General features: G+C 30.7%; 17 protein-coding genes. 15 read left to right on the plus strand and 2 right to left on the minus strand.

The annotated features are described in order from the left end of the window. Positions 1-85 precede the first annotated feature (85 nt). Together M1D66_RS13105 and M1D66_RS13110 are read left to right on the plus strand one after the other, a co-directional pair. Complete coding sequence (locus tag M1D66_RS13105) at positions 86-865, plus strand: BC_2878 family exosporium-associated protein (protein ID WP_078187068.1); 780 nt, start codon at positions 86-88, stop codon at positions 863-865. 310 nt (positions 866-1,175) lie between these two features. Then, positions 1,176-1,946 (plus strand): GNAT family N-acetyltransferase, encoded by a 771-nt coding sequence (locus M1D66_RS13110; RefSeq protein ID WP_242555192.1) that lies wholly within the window; start codon positions 1,176-1,178, stop codon positions 1,944-1,946. Positions 1,947-2,260: 314 nt separating this feature from the next. On the opposite strand, the gene M1D66_RS13115 is transcribed toward M1D66_RS13110, so the two are convergent. Then, positions 2,261-2,692, minus strand: a complete 432-nt coding sequence (locus tag M1D66_RS13115; protein WP_242555193.1) for a GNAT family N-acetyltransferase — start codon at positions 2,690-2,692, stop codon at positions 2,261-2,263. 851 nt (positions 2,693-3,543) lie between these two features. Here M1D66_RS13115 and M1D66_RS13120 point away from each other — a divergent pair. The 11 genes from M1D66_RS13120 (at position 3,544) to M1D66_RS13170 (ending at position 12,573) form a co-directional block, all read left to right on the plus strand. Beyond that, positions 3,544-4,092, plus strand: coding sequence for a spore coat protein (locus M1D66_RS13120; protein ID WP_016122685.1), 549 nt, complete (start codon positions 3,544-3,546; stop codon positions 4,090-4,092). Between the two features lie 363 nt (positions 4,093-4,455). Further along, positions 4,456-4,656, plus strand: a complete 201-nt coding sequence (locus tag M1D66_RS13125) for a spore coat protein W (protein ID WP_000342253.1) — start codon at positions 4,456-4,458, stop codon at positions 4,654-4,656. A 14-nt stretch (positions 4,657-4,670) separates the two neighbouring features. Then, positions 4,671-5,123 carry a spore coat protein gene (locus M1D66_RS13130; RefSeq protein WP_000361676.1) on the plus strand — a complete coding sequence of 151 codons (453 nt, stop codon included), beginning with the start codon at positions 4,671-4,673 and terminating at the stop codon, positions 5,121-5,123. 477 nt (positions 5,124-5,600) lie between these two features. Then, entirely contained in the window at positions 5,601-6,461 is an 861-nt protein-coding gene (locus tag M1D66_RS13135) for a DegV family protein (RefSeq protein ID WP_242555194.1), read from the plus strand. A gap of 290 nt (positions 6,462-6,751) precedes the next feature. Continuing rightward, positions 6,752-8,335: a M3 family metallopeptidase gene (locus M1D66_RS13140; RefSeq protein WP_242555195.1), complete on the plus strand. Its 1,584-nt coding sequence runs from the start codon at positions 6,752-6,754 to the stop codon at positions 8,333-8,335. 12 nt (positions 8,336-8,347) lie between these two features. Next, positions 8,348-9,097 (plus strand): WecB/TagA/CpsF family glycosyltransferase, encoded by a 750-nt coding sequence (locus M1D66_RS13145; RefSeq protein ID WP_000372664.1) that lies wholly within the window; start codon positions 8,348-8,350, stop codon positions 9,095-9,097. Between the two features lie 17 nt (positions 9,098-9,114). Next, a complete protein-coding gene (locus M1D66_RS13150) occupies positions 9,115-9,828 on the plus strand; it encodes a 5'-methylthioadenosine/adenosylhomocysteine nucleosidase (RefSeq protein ID WP_001079720.1) in 714 nt (237 codons plus the stop codon). 2 nt (positions 9,829-9,830) lie between these two features. Next, positions 9,831-10,490 carry an HAD hydrolase-like protein gene (locus M1D66_RS13155; protein WP_086385739.1) on the plus strand — a complete coding sequence of 220 codons (660 nt, stop codon included), beginning with the start codon at positions 9,831-9,833 and terminating at the stop codon, positions 10,488-10,490. Positions 10,491-10,545: 55 nt separating this feature from the next. After that, complete coding sequence (locus M1D66_RS13160) at positions 10,546-11,250, plus strand: alpha/beta hydrolase (protein WP_212125733.1); 705 nt, start codon at positions 10,546-10,548, stop codon at positions 11,248-11,250. Between the two features lie 267 nt (positions 11,251-11,517). Then, complete coding sequence (locus tag M1D66_RS13165; protein ID WP_000653181.1) at positions 11,518-11,976, plus strand: GNAT family N-acetyltransferase; 459 nt, start codon at positions 11,518-11,520, stop codon at positions 11,974-11,976. A gap of 99 nt (positions 11,977-12,075) precedes the next feature. Next, complete coding sequence (locus M1D66_RS13170) at positions 12,076-12,573, plus strand: DinB family protein (protein ID WP_000504413.1); 498 nt, start codon at positions 12,076-12,078, stop codon at positions 12,571-12,573. 44 nt (positions 12,574-12,617) lie between these two features. On the opposite strand, the gene M1D66_RS13175 is transcribed toward M1D66_RS13170, so the two are convergent. After that, the gene (locus tag M1D66_RS13175; protein ID WP_000591779.1) at positions 12,618-13,034 is read right to left on the minus strand and encodes a hypothetical protein; all 417 of its coding nucleotides are present in this window, start codon (positions 13,032-13,034) and stop codon (positions 12,618-12,620) included. Between the two features lie 121 nt (positions 13,035-13,155). On the opposite strand from M1D66_RS13175, the gene M1D66_RS13180 reads away from it, so the two are divergent. Then, positions 13,156-13,803 carry a response regulator transcription factor gene (locus M1D66_RS13180; protein WP_000865970.1) on the plus strand — a complete coding sequence of 216 codons (648 nt, stop codon included), beginning with the start codon at positions 13,156-13,158 and terminating at the stop codon, positions 13,801-13,803. Next, positions 13,796-15,172 carry a sensor histidine kinase gene (locus tag M1D66_RS13185; RefSeq protein ID WP_001037261.1) on the plus strand — a complete coding sequence of 459 codons (1,377 nt, stop codon included), beginning with the start codon at positions 13,796-13,798 and terminating at the stop codon, positions 15,170-15,172. Before M1D66_RS13180 ends, M1D66_RS13185 begins: the two co-directional genes overlap by 8 nt. Positions 15,173-15,339: the final 167 nt, after the last annotated feature.

The following is a 15,339-nucleotide window of genomic DNA, read 5'->3' on the forward strand; positions in this document are numbered from 1 at the left end:
TTAACGTTATATTGTCCAAGCTTTTCTTATTTTCTTCTCATATATATGTAGCAGCAATTCTATATAGAGAAGGGATGGAGTGTAAGTGGGGTGTGAACCGAAACGTAATTGTGGGTGTTGCCAAAATAGTATATGTGAGTTTTTACAAAGTCTAGAACCGTATACTAAAGTTGAAAGTATCATAATAGAAGGAAACGAAATTGCTGTATCTTATTTTCTTTCATTTAATAAGAAAACAGGTATCGTATCATTCGTACAAGAAGACAATGAGGTTATATTTGTCGATTGTTCAAAGATTGATGCAATTCGAATAGGGAAAGTATGTAGTTGCAAAACAAAAGTTAAATATATTGAAGAGGACTTTAGCTTGCTAGGAAATGTTTGCCCGCATTGTTTAACAGAGGGGAGTACAATCTTTTTCGATTTTAACAATCCTGAATTAAATGTGTCTTTCCAAGCAACAACAATTAATCCACCTAGATGTACTGAATTTACAGATGATCTCGGGAATGTAGTAAAGCAAATTACTATAGTAGGTGAGGCGAGAGTTTCTAGAGATTTTGTTCAAGTACCTGAACTGGTAGGTTTTCGATTACTTTTATCACATCCAGCTGGAGACCCTTTAAACTACGGATTATTATTTATTAATTTTCCTGATACGATTTTTATTTTTATATTGGCATCAAGCGGATACCTTTCCATTTCGAACTGTTTAAAAATAGAGGGCGGAACTGGTGATGCCGAAATAGAAGAGATGAAAAAAATGATAGAGGATGACGTTAACACGTACAAATCAGTTGTTAAATTGACTAAAGTATATAAGAACGGTGAGACGGAATCTTTTATTTATAAAAATGAGTTATAACACATGTATTTAAATGCACCCTCAAACTATTGTTGAGGGTTGTTACATAATTAATTATGTTGGTCCTTCAAACCGTTTGTTAACGGGTAAGAAATATATTTATTGTTGACTTATTTTATATGTTGATCATTTCATAGTTAGTAGATGTTATAATCATTTTATGTTTACTGATATTTTATAAATATTCGAAGTTTTAATTTAATAGTCAATTGCTTTTATGATGAACAGGTGGGTATGTATATGAATACGAATTATGGAGCGCTCATGAAAATGTTAAGAGTAGTTGATTCTAAAGAAGGCGGGAATGTAAATGATATATGAAGCGAATATACATACAAGAAAAAAACTAGTTTCTATGTTTGAGGATTTCAATAACGTTGTTTTACTTTCTTATTTACAAGGGCATATGGGTACTGCTTGGGTAAATGATCTTGAAAATCCAAAAGTAGCACAAGTTACGGTAGGGATTTTTACATTTTACGCTGGAGACCCAAATACGAAAGAAACAGAAGAGTTATTACGTAATATTCCAGAAAGAATTTTAGTTATCGTAAATAGTGAAGAGTGGAAACAACGCTTAGAAACATTCCATGAAAGAAAAATAGATAAGTTTTTACGTTATAAATTCAAACGAAATCCAGAAGTTTTTAATCGTTCAAAATTAAAATCTTTTATATCAGCACTTCCAAAAGAATATGAGTTAAGAAGAATAGACGAGCATATCGCAAATAGCCCTACATTACATAAGATATCTGAAGATTTCACAAGTCAATTTCATTCGGTAGAAGATTATATAAACCGTGGTATAGGTTATAGCATTTTATATAACGGAGAAGTTGTATGCGGTGCATCCTCGTATAGTATTTATAATGATGGGATTGAAATTGAAGTTGCGACTGATCACAATCATAGAAGAGGGGGCTTGGCAACTGTAGTAAGTGCAGCTCTTATATTGGATTGCTTAGAAAATGGAAAGTATCCAAACTGGGACGCAGCGAATACTACATCTGCTAAACTAGCAGAAAAGTTAGGATATGAATTTGATAAGGCATATGATACTTATTTTGTGGATAATAGATGAGTGAAGGAGTTACATACTAAAAAATAAATGCGCCCTAGTACGTAAGTCTAGGGCGCATTTATTAGTTGGTAAATATCTTCATAACAATCATATCATATTTCATCTTTTGAATGTTTGGAATTAAAGATATTTATGTGACTTTTTGAAAAAATAAAAGAGCAGCTAGCAAAAGCCAACTGCTCCTCTCTCAGGGGGAATGGAGAAATACAATCATATTATCTATAGTATTGACGGAACATAGAGTTTTAATCAAAGCCCGATTGGTGAGGGGTTTGATTAAAACTCCCACTGGTTAAAGTTTCACTTTATTACATTTACAATTTAAATAGTAGAACGTGTTTATCGTAGTTCTCCAAACACCAATTATATTTTTTTAGAATAATTGGATGGACTGCTTCTGTCGTAGTATCGACTTCAGTATATCCATATTTCTTATAAAAGTTTTCTAATTCCTCAAAAGGAAGACAATATACATTTTGTATTTGTGATTTTTTCGCAGTTTCTACTAAAAATGAAACAAGCTCACCAGCTAATTGAAGCCCTCTAAATTGAGGCAGAATAAAAATCCCGCCCATTTCTAAAGTATCTTCATTTATTTGGACTAATCGGCCAACACCTGCATACTCGTTGTTATATGTAATAATTGCAACTTTATCTCTTTTTAAATCACTTCGTACAAATCCTATTAAGTCATATTGACTATTAATCCATTTTAAATCGTTAGATGTGGCCAATTGAATACTCATATACATCCTCCTTGGAAATACTAGCGCTTTCTTCATTATATAGAACATAAGATACTATATCAAAGGAACCTTGAGGTAGCCCATTTGTTTAAGTTATTAGTTAAAAGTGTGGGGTTGCTGGCATTGAAATGATGGCTTCACCAAACATAGGATAATAATCTTGTGAATTTAGTGTTACATAGTCAAAATAAAAATTAGTTCATGCGTTCGGTAATGCACGATGGTTTAAGTGTAGAGAAGATCATAGGGGTATTTTAATTAGTAGCTACTGTATTCATTGAAGTTATTAAGGAAATGTCGTAATCCCTAGCCTTAGTGATACAAATCATATTATGGTTTAGTAAAAAAACTCTTCCTGAAAAAGAGGGGGATTAAAGATAAGAGCACTTCGAAAAGTGCCCTTCAGTAAACGACTACTTATTCTAAAAAGAAAGGATGCAATATATTATATGAAGTTTAGTGTATTTAAGTATGGGTCTTTTATATAAAAGTTTTATTTTGTTCCGAATAAAAAGGCGGTTGTTTCCGCAACCACCTTTCAGTAAAACAAAGCACTTTTTATGAAATAAATTATGGATGGTCCCTAAAAAAGGTTATAGGATATACCCACATTTTTATAACTAAAGTGACGAACTCAGGTTATAAGGAAGGAACAATTATATTGTATGAAATCTATTCTAGAGTAGTCACAAAGAAAGTTGTCTTCTTATTAGAAGGCAGCTTTTTTTATTAGAAAAAGAAGTAGAAGATTAAGTTACTTGTCCAAACAAATTTTAAAAAAATACATAAAATGCTATTAGTTAGTCAATATTTTAATATTGCTAATTTTTAAGACTAAAAGGGGTGATTTTATGTGTGAATGTGAAGTTTGTAGACGAAAGAAAAATCGGGATCCATTAAACCGGGAGTTTGAGCCGAAAAAACGAGTTCATGAGCCAAAAAAAGAGGATTGTGAGCCAAAAAAAGAAGATTGTGAGCCAAAAAAAGAGGATTGCGAATCATTAAATGATTATTCGTTTAGTAAAAATGCAAATTTTTTAGAGGCAGCTATACAAACAGATGAAATCGATCAAATTTCTGAGGAATATATTGAAATAGTTGATTCAGCAGATGTACAAGTTACTACTACAGATACAAAAGCTGCGCTATCTATCCAAGCGGCATTACAAGCAGCTATCGTAGTTGTAGTAAGTATTTCTATAGCAGATAGTGAAAAGGCAGATAAAATAACACAAGAATTATTTCAAAAATCAGCTATTAAACAAATTAATAGACAAAAAACATTTATTAAAAATTCTAGAAACGTAACCGTAACAACTACTGATACAGATATTGCAGTGAATATTCAAATTCTCCTTCAAATTTTATTAGCTTTATTAGTTAAACTAAACATTTTATAAAGTGTCTATCCTATTGATATTTAGCTATAAGTTTTCACTCTAAGTAAATGTTTTTTGTTGTAATACGTGGTACAAGCTTGGACTTTTTATTATGACTGAATTAATATTCAAGATTAATGGTAAAGCAAGTGTGGAAAACTACAAATAAAGATAAAATACATGATTTAACAGTAATGAAACTTATATTTATGTGAAGTGAAGGAAAGCTGTCTTCTTATTAGAAGTCAGCTTTTGATTTTATTAGCAAAAAGAAGTGAAAATAGAAGATTAAGTTACTTGTCCAAGCAATTTTTATTTCATTACATATAATGCTCGTAGATATTTAAAATTTTTATAGAAAACTGATAGGAGTGAACATTGTAAATGGATGATTTAAATAAATTTTCTTCCTTTAAGTTTGATAAGGATCAAAAGAATATAATTATAGACCTTTTACTCTCAGATATTTTTAATAGGCATGGGATAAATGAAGAAAAATTAAAAAATTTATCACCAGAAAAAAAGCAGCAAATTAAAAGTATTGTTTCTGAAATACAATCACAAGTTAATAATTATTTAGATTGAAAGGGGGTGAACATATGGACAAAACATGTCATTCAGATGAAAATAAAAAGTGGAGTGCATTAGATTCCTCAAATCCTCATCCATCTTTTAAAAATGCTAGCGTTTCAGAAGCAGCTGCGCAAGAAAGTAAAACGTATCAAATTTCTGAAGAATCTATTACAATTGTAGATTCAGCAGATGTAGAAGTTACTACTACAGATACAAAAGCTGCTTTATCTATTCAAGCAGCACTACAAGCAGCTATCGTGGTTATAATAAGTATTTCTATAGCAGATAGTGAAAAAGCTGACCGTGTAGCACAAGAATTGTTTCAAAAATCATCTATTAAACAAATTAATAAACAAGAAACTGTTATTAGAAATTCTAGAAATGTTACAGTTACGACTACGGATACAGACATAGCAGTAAATGTTCAAATTCTTCTCCAAATTTTATTAGCTTTACTAGTAAAATTAAATATTTTATAAAATGTTTAACTTGTTTTTATCTAGTGATTCTTACAGGTGAATATTCACTGTTTTAATTATAGTACAGGCTATAAATATTTATCATAACTGGACTAATATTCAACATCACCAAAGTATGAATGTAAACAAACAATTTGATGGAAAATAAAGTTTGGTTATTTTATGAAAATGTAAAAGCCATTTCCTTTATTGGATTTGGCTTTTACATTTTAAACAGTATGAATTTGAAAAGATTATATTAAGATAAAGAATTAAAATATAATGATACAAAATACTTATAAAATTATTCGTGTTTTAGAAAAATAATAAGAAAAAGGTGTTTAAAATAGAATCATTTTCATTAACAGTTCAAGTTTTGAAGAATAGTGCATACAATATAAAGTGTTTTCCTTTCTTCATTTAAGTTTTACGTATATAATTTAAAAGTACTATTTTTATTTTATTATTTTATATTTATAACAGAATAGAGGTTTAAAAATGGGTGTTAAAATCATTACGGATAGTGCGGCGGATTTACCAGTAGAATTGCTGCAAGCATATGATATTGATTTAATTCCACTCCGTGTATATTCTGAAGCAGAAACAGAGTATTTAGATGGAGTAACATTAGAGTCAGTTACATTATTGCAAAAAATGAGAGAAGGCGCTGTTTATAGAACGTCATTGCCTTCACTTGAAACGTTCCAAGAAAAATTTGTTTCTTATGCAAAAGAAGGTAATCCTTGTATATATTTAGCTTTTTCATCTGAACTGTCTGGTACATATCAATCATCAGTTGTCATTAAAGAGGAAGTAAAAGAAACATATGCTAACTTAGATTTAGAAATTATTGATACGAAATGTGCTTCGCTTGGTCAAGGTCTTGTCGTTTTAGAAGCTGCTAAAATGGCAAAAGACGGCGCATCAAAAGAAGATATTTTAAAGCGTGTTGATTTTCTAATGAGCCATATGGAACATATCTTCACTGTAGCTGACTTACAGTACTTAGTGAGAGGTGGACGTTTAAGTAAAGTCGCAGGATTTATCGGTGGTTTACTAAACATTAAACCGATCTTAAACGTGGAAGAAGGAAAACTTGTACCACTTGAAAAGGTACGAGGGAAAAAGAAAGTATTAAGCCGTATTGTTGATATTATGGAAGAACGTGGTAAAGACCTTAAAGGTCAAACAATCGGTATGACTCACGGTGACGATTTAGAAACAGCTGAAGCATTAAAATCATTAATTACGGAAAGATTTGGCTGTGAAGTATTTATCGTAAATACAATTGGTGCAGCAATCGGTGCACATACAGGACCTGGCGTTATAACGTTATTTTTCTTAAATGAAGTAGAGTAAAGGATTGATCTTTTGATCAATCCTTTTTTATTTTTTAATCTGTGATAATCGGTCGATATGGTATTGATGAAGATAAAATCTTTGAAGTTTTCCTATATCAAATGCAATCTTGTAGAGGGAGTATTTTTTATATGTGTAATGATATTTAATGGTAGAAGAAAAGAGTATAAATAAGAATATATTTATAGGAATTTAAATATTTGAAGATATCAAAATTTTGCCATTTCATATATAATTGTGTGGGGAGAAATATCTGTAACTATTTGTAAAAATAGGAGGCGGCTATAAAAATGCAAGAAAGTGCTAGATGGGATTTAAATCGCTTGTATTTGAATGAGGATATTCTATTTCCGATTTTGGAGTTGAAAGAGCAATATTTTGTAACAAAAGATGTAGAGATTCTTTCAAAGCTTATACAAGCTATTGAAAAAGCAGAATACTATTTGTACGGTCGATCGGTTGAAGAAAGTGTTCCATCTGACCTTACTAAATTGACCGTGAAAGTGAAGGAACTAAAAAGTGAATTACAGCAAGTAATAAAACATAATGAAGTGGAAACTTCAGATAATACTAAGTTAATAAAAGATGAACTTAATGCGTGGGAAAATATGTACATACAATTACGGGATAGGATAGAAATAGAGCACAATAATAAACTATTATCCTTTGGACAAGCAAATACTATTGCAATGAATAGTGATAATGAAAAGGAAAGATTAGAAGTATTCGATTCATTAACATGTGCTTTACATAAGGAAAAAGAAATCTTTGCTACTGTATTAAATCAAGTAGGGAGATTGCGTAATGCAAAGAGTAATGAAATAGAAGATAGAGAGATTTTAACACAATCTTTTCATGCGAATGGCATTTCAGAAACTGTATTATTCCAAATGTGGAATTTGACAGAAGAAAACCTTGATAAATTAGTAAGTGCTTTAAACGTGTATAAGAAAGGGAAAGCTTCGATTACATGGCATGAACTTATGACAGTAAAGGAAAGTAATGAGGTCATGATTCCTTTTTCAGTAGCAGTACAAAACGTTTATGATGCATGTAAGAATATTGATGAAGAATTAGCAGAATTTGCACGTAATGCGATAGAAAGTGGATGGATAGATGCTGAACCGAGAGAGAATAAACCACCAGGTGGGTTTTGTGCTCCATTTTTCAGTGAGAAAGAATCGAGAATCTCCATGCGTTATGATGGGAGTATAGATAGTGTAAGAGTGCTCGCTCATGAATTAGGACATGCTTGGCATTTTTATAATATGAGTTTTGAACAATCTACATCTTTTTTAGATGATTATTTGCCGATGAGTACGGCTGAATCAGCATCTATTTTCTTTGAAACGGTACTCTTAAATTATCTAATTGAAACAACGGATAGTAAAGATATGAAAAAGGTATTGCTTAGCTGGAAAATAAGAAATAGTTTTAATTATGTAATGGCAATACGAGCATCGTATCAGTTTGAAAAAACATTTTATGAAAAATGTAAAGAGGGTCCATTAAGTGCTGATGAAATTGAGAAATTATCTATAATGGCACAAAAAGAAGCTTATGGAAAAGCTTTAAGTGAATACCAGCCGTTTGTATGGATGAAATATATTCAATTTTATATAGCAGATGTTCCTTTTTACAATTATCCATACACGTTTGGATATTTAGTAAGTTTTAGCTTATTAGAAATAGCTCAAGAAGGTAAAAGTACTTTTCATTCGAAATATAAAGAGTTCTTACGAGAAACAGGAAAGGCTCCAGTAGAGGAGCTTATGAAAAAACATTTTGAAATAGATATAAGAAATTATGAATTTTGGAATAAAGCTTTTATTCAAATTTCTAAAGACATTGATGAATATTTGCAGCTTATATAAGGGGAGAGTACAGTGGATCAGCAATTTATAAAAGGTATACCTTTTTCAACTTTAGAATATGCAAAAGCTATAAGTTTATTAAAAGGTTGGTTATATGAACAACAAGAGAAACCAAGGTTTGTAGTAACTGCAAATCCTGAAATTGTTATGTCTGCAAAGGAAAATACGGAAAAATCAAAGGAGTTTAAAAAGATGTTACTATCTGCGGATTTAATAACAGCGGATGGGATTGGTGTCATAATTGGCTCGAAAATATTAAAAGGAACTTTGAAAGAACGTGTTACTGGGGCGGATTTAACTCACGATTTAATAAAATATTGTAACGACAATGAATATCGTGTCTTTCTTTTTGGAGCTGCGCCAGAAAGTAATAAAAAGGCATTAGAAAAATTAAATGAGCAGTTCCCAGGAGCACAATTTAAAGGACAGCATGGATTTGTAAATGGTGAAGAAATAGAAGAAATAAAAATGAAAATTAAGCAATTCAAGCCGCATTTATTACTTGTAGGACTAGGTTCACCAAAACAAGAAGAGTTCATTTATGAAAACATACAAACATTAAACGTTCCGCTATCTATTGGTATCGGAGGAATGATTGATATAATATCTGGTACTGTAAAAAGAGCACCGAAAATAATGAGGGATACTGGAACTGAATGGCTGTATAGGTTACTCTCACAGCCGAAAAGATTAAAGAGACAACTTGTACTTCCGAAATTTTTATTGTCGGTTATGTCAGAGAGGATTAAAGGGATTAATTAATAAAGGGGACTACATACATGAACAGAATCGGCATTATCGGAGCAATGCAAATTGAAATAGATTTACTTTTAGAAAAGCTAGTAATACAAGAAGAACAGACAATAGCGGGAATGCCATTTTATATTGGAGAATTCATGGGAACAGAAGTAATTATTGCACGTTCTGGTGTAGGGAAAGTAAATGCAGCTGCATGTGCGCAAACATTAATTCATAAATTTAATGTAGACTCTATCATCAATACGGGCGTTGCTGGTGGATTACATCCAGATGTAAAAGTTGGTGATGTAGTTATTTCAACGAATGTTACCCATCATGATGTAAGTAAAAATCAAATGAAAAAATTATTCCCGTTTCAAGAGGAGTTTATTGCAAGTAAGGAATTGATAGAGTTAGCACGTAAAGCATGTAACAGTAATAGTTCAAATATTCAAGCTCACGAAGGAAGAATTGTAAGTGGTGAATGTTTTGTTGAAGATTCAAAGTTAAAGGCAAAATTAATAGATGAATACGCACCTCATTGTACAGAAATGGAAGGTGCAGCAATTGGACATGTTGCCTACATAAATGATATACCGTTTCTTGTTATACGATGTATTTCTGACAGTGCAGATGATGAAGCTCAAGTTTCTTATGATGATTTCGCGAAAACTGCTGCGAATTATTGCTCAGAAATTATTATTGAGATGCTTAAAAATATATCTGGTAAAACTATAGTCCAAAAGGAGAGATAGGAATGTTACAAGCATTAATTTTTGATATGGACGGAACATTATTTCAAACAGATAAAATTTTAGAATTATCGTTGGATGATACTTTTGATCACTTAAGATCACTTCAATTATGGGATACGGTAACACCGATTGAAAAATACCGTGAAATTATGGGTGTGCCGCTACCGAAAGTTTGGGAAGCTTTATTACCGGACCATTCTATTGAAATAAGAGAACAAACAGATGCATATTTTTTAGATAGACTAATTGAAAACATAAAAAGCGGAAAAGGCGCTTTATATCCAAATGTAAAAGAAATATTTACATATATAAAAGAAAATAATTGTTCAATTTACATTGCTAGTAATGGTTTGAAAGAATATTTACGAGCAATCGTAACGTATTATGCTTTAGACAAGTGGGTGACTGAAACGTTTAGTATTGAACAAATACAATCGCTAAATAAAGGTGACTTAGTTAAAAGTATTATGAACAAATATGATATAAAAGAGGCAGCGGTAGTTGGTGACCGGCTATCTGATATAAATGCAGCGAAAGACAACGGTTTACTTGCAATTGGATGCAATTTTGATTTTGCGCAAGAAGAGGAACTTGCTCAGGCTGATATAGTAATAGATGATTTAATAGATTTAAAGCGGATACTGCCTGCTGTACAGAAATAAATAAAGTGTGTGCATTTTTTTCGAGTCCTATATGTCTTATTTTATGGAGGGGAATATGCTTAAAAATAATTTTAAAATTAGTAATATTCCTGCGGTTTTATGGGGAGATAAGAGTGAAAAAGTTTTTATTGCAGTACATGGAAATATGTCAAATAAGGAAGATGCAGTTATTCAAATATTAGCTGAAGAAGCCGATCAAAAAGGTTATCAAGTATTAAGCTTTGATTTACCTGAGCATGGAGAAAGAAAGAATGATAACACTCCTTGTAAAGTACAGTTTTGTGTTAATGAATTATCTATAATTATGAACTACGCAAAAGTACATTGGAAAGAAATAAATGTGTTTGCATGTAGTATGGGAGCGTATTTTAGTCTTTTAGCTTATCAAAATGATGTGCTAGAAAAGGCATTATTTTTATCACCAGTAGTTAATATGGAACGAATTATCGAAAATATGATGAAATGGTTTAATGTAACACCGGAGCTTTTACAAAAAGAAATGACTATAGAGACACCTATTGGTCAAAAGTTATATTGGGATTATTTATGCTATGTAAAAGAGCATCCTATTAGTACATGGAATACAGATACATATATTATGTACGGAGCTAAGGATGAACTGTGCGAATTTGAAACTATTAACTATTTTACAAAAAAACATCGTTGTGAATTAGAAGTTATGGAGACGGGTGAACATTATTTTCATACTGAAGAACAGTTAAAAATATTTGAACAGTGGTTACACAAACATATCAATTAACAAATTATAATTTATCTTGAACCTGTTAGAGAAGAATGGGGAATATATAAACTGATAGTATATTTGAGAGAAAATATAAATGTGAATGTATACACTTAAACAAACAGATGCTTTAGTTAAATAAGAATTAAATAACTATATTATCAATTTATATCTAAAGTGAAGAATACACATACTACGAATTGAATAAGATAACAATCATAAAAATGCTCAGAATCAAAAATTCTAGAGCATTTTTATGTATTTTCATAGTAAGGGGGGATTTACTTGAAAGATATATATATTCAACAAATTGAAGATTTAATGATATACGAACACGATTATCTTGTTCAGGAAAGCAAAGACGAAGGATTTTATTTCCTAATAAAACTAATAAGTGAATATGAAAATAAAATAAACACGTTTAATAAAACTGGTGAATGCTTATATGGGATTTTTCAAGGGGAAAAGTTAATTGGAATAGGAGGGTTAAATGAGGATCCATATACAATAAACAATAAGATTGGTAGGATAAGGAGATTTTATATTGCAAAAAAATACCGAAGGAAAGGATTAGGGAGGTTATTATTAGTGAGAATTATAAACGATGCGAAAAAACATTTTAATATTGTTGTTTTAAATACAGATACAGTACAGGGTGACAAATTTTATACTTCGAGTGGATTTGTGAAAGGGACAAAATATATGGGAGTGAGCCATTATTTGAACTTATATAAAAGGATATAGTGAATTATTGTTTACTTATCCATTAGAACTTTTGTTCTGTTTTGTGTAGATTGATGTTATAATTTATAAGAATCTAATATTAGAATGGAGAATTGGATGATGGGAGAAAATAAAATTATTAATGATTTCAATGAATATTCAATTTGGATAAATACATTGAAAGGTATGAAAGAGGAATTGTGGGTGGCACCAATATCAGAGGGGAAATGGACTATTGGCGAAATAATATCTCATATTATGAACTGGGATGACTATCTATTACGTGAGACATTATCATCAGTGAGAGATGGGAAGGGGATGGAGTTCCCTGAATTTGATACATATAATAAACTAGCATCTAGTTATGCCAAATCCGGTATATCTAAGATGAAACTTCTTGAAGAAGCAAAATCTAAAAGAGAGTTACTCGTAAAAGAACTTAGATTACTATCTGCTGGAAATCTAAAGAAACCTTTAACGGCCAATGGAGTATCACATTGTCCTCATACCGGAATGCCATATTCTCTTATATATATTATTAAAGAATTTGTAGATCATGATAACCATCATAAAAGACAGGTTATTCATTTTTTAAATGAAAATAAAATTATTAATTGATAAAGAAAGATCCCGCAAATCATATTTGTAGGATCTTTCTTACATTATAACTTAACCTTCATTTGTTTCAATAATAATCTTGGTTTACCTTTTACATAATAAAAATGCGGATTATTTTCATCATCATAAAGCATAATATAAGGCTTTTCATTTAGTGGGAGCAGTATAAGTACTTCGTCTATTGTAGTGTGTAACCATTGATTAGTAATAGAAACCGGCTTAGATAATGGGATTTTTATCATATAGCCATCTTTTGGAACGACATTTAAGTTTTTAAATGGACCAGTAATTGCTTTAGCGTATTGAACTGCTTCTTTTTGGATTACTGGATCTAAAGATTGTTTTTGAATGACCATTTCTTTTTGACAATCAAATACTTCAATTTGTTGATTTGTATTTGCAAACACATTTGTTGATAATAGAAATAAAAGAAGAGAAATGACCCCGATTTTTTTTATCATAATACAACACCTCAACATTACTATCCCCTCAAAAGCTTTAAATATTTTTCTGTCACATTCATGTAACAAAGATGTTGTATGATACAATTGGTTTTTGTTTAAAAGCAATGGAGGAAAAAATATGAAAGTTTTAATTGCAGATGACGAACAAGATATGTTAAGGATTTTAAAAGCTTATTTTGAAAAAGAAGGATTTGAAGTTTTTTTAGCAAAAGACGGGGAGGAAGCACTTCAAATATTTTATGATGAAAAAATTGATTTAGCTATTTTGGATTGGATGATGCCAAAACATAGTGGTATTACTGTCTGTCAGGAAATAAAAAAGAATTCAAGCGTAAAAGTATTAATGCTTACGGCGAAAAGTGAAAGTGAAGATGAATTAGCAGCGCTTCAAAGTGGGGCAGATGAGTACGTGAAAAAACCATTTCATCCAGGAGTACTAATTACGCGAGCGAAAAAACTTATTCAGCATGATGATATTATTCAAGTACAAGATGTAAAGATAAATTTCGCTAAAAATAAAGTATATAAAAATGATATAGAGTTAGAAATTACAAAAACAGAGCTCGAATTAATAAAATGCTTTTTAAATCATAAAGGAACAATTTTAACTCGTAAAAAATTGCTAGATATTGTCTGGGGATTTGACTATTTTGGAGAAGAGAGAACGGTTGATACACATGTAAGAAGGCTACGTAAAAAAATTGGAGAAAATATTATTAAGACGCATCGTGGGCTGGGTTATAGTTTGGAGGAACAAAGTGAATAAACTTGGGAAAAAGCTATTTCTCAGCATTTCTTTAACCGTTATTCTTATATTTACAATTTCTTTATTATTAATTAACTTTCTCCTGCCGAAATATAATATTTATAAAACACGTGAAAACTTAAATAAATTTACAACTCAAATACAAAATGCGCCAATCAATGATTTAGAAGATGTTATTCATACAATTGAAAGTGAAAATAACGTTACAATTGCGTATACGCCAATTAATCAGTCGGAAGATGCTATGAACGACGCGTTACGCATGCAACTTACGAAAAAGAAAGTAACGTTAAATAAGCTTTGGATTACGAAAGACGAAGTTATGAAAGTGAAGGCGGAAGGGCAATCGAATAAACTGTACGATCAAGGAAAGGTAAAAGCGAGTTTTTTTGCTAAATATATTGCGAAAGATGATACGATAATTTTAATTGGGACTTCCATTGCGAATTCAAATGAAATTATAAATACGTTAAATACATTTTACTTATATATCCTATGTTTCTCGCTCCTTCTTATTATTTTACTTGTGTGGATACTTTCAAAAATAATAACGAAACCACTGAAAGAGTTAAGTGATGTGGCTCAGGATATTTCACATTTGCAGTTTAAAAGAACGAAAGTGAAAACGAATGATGAAATAGGAGAGTTGGCCAATAGTATTAATATCATGAGTGAAAAACTACATGAAGCACATCAAGACTTAACTGATCGTAATGAACATTTAAAACGATTTATGGGTGATGTAACGCATGAATTAAAGACACCGATCGCATTAGTAAAAGCATACTCTATGGGGATTAAAGATGGATTAGATGATGGGACTTATGTAGATACAATTATTAAACAAACAGATCAAATATCAAACTTAATTGAAGAACTATTACGATTTTCTAAACTAGAAAGAGATATTTTACAAAAAGAAGAATTCCCCATTGAACCACTGGTTCAGAGTATATTAGATAAGCATCAGATTGAACTGGATTCGAAAGAAATTAACTTGCAAGTAAATTGTAATGCGGGCGATACAATCGTTTATGCAGATTTAAATAAAATGAGAATGGTGTTTCAAAATTTAATTTCTAATGCGATAAAATATACAGCAAATCAAAACATAATAATTACATTAGAAGATAGAAATAAAAGTATATATTTCCAAATAAAAAATGGCATTCCTACGGATAAAATTAAGGATATCGAGAAAATTTGGGAGCCTTTTTATGTACTAGAATCTTCTCGTAGTAAAGAAAAATCAGGTACAGGATTAGGTTTAGCGATAGTGAAAAGTATTTTAGAAAGGCATGGTTTTGAATATGGAGTTTCCTCTATAGATGGAGAAATTCAATTTTATATAAATGTGAAAAAGGACTAATGAAAATATTAGTCCTTTTTGCAGCTTTAGAGATTAGCGATACAGGATGAATCACTATAATTTTCAAAATTGATGTATTAAATGGAGAATTAGCAAATGTTCTACTTTCATTAAATTCACGTGAAGTTCACAGGAAAACGTTATATTTACATAGTTATATTTGAATT

This window comes from Bacillus sp. PK6-16 (assembly GCF_056530295.1).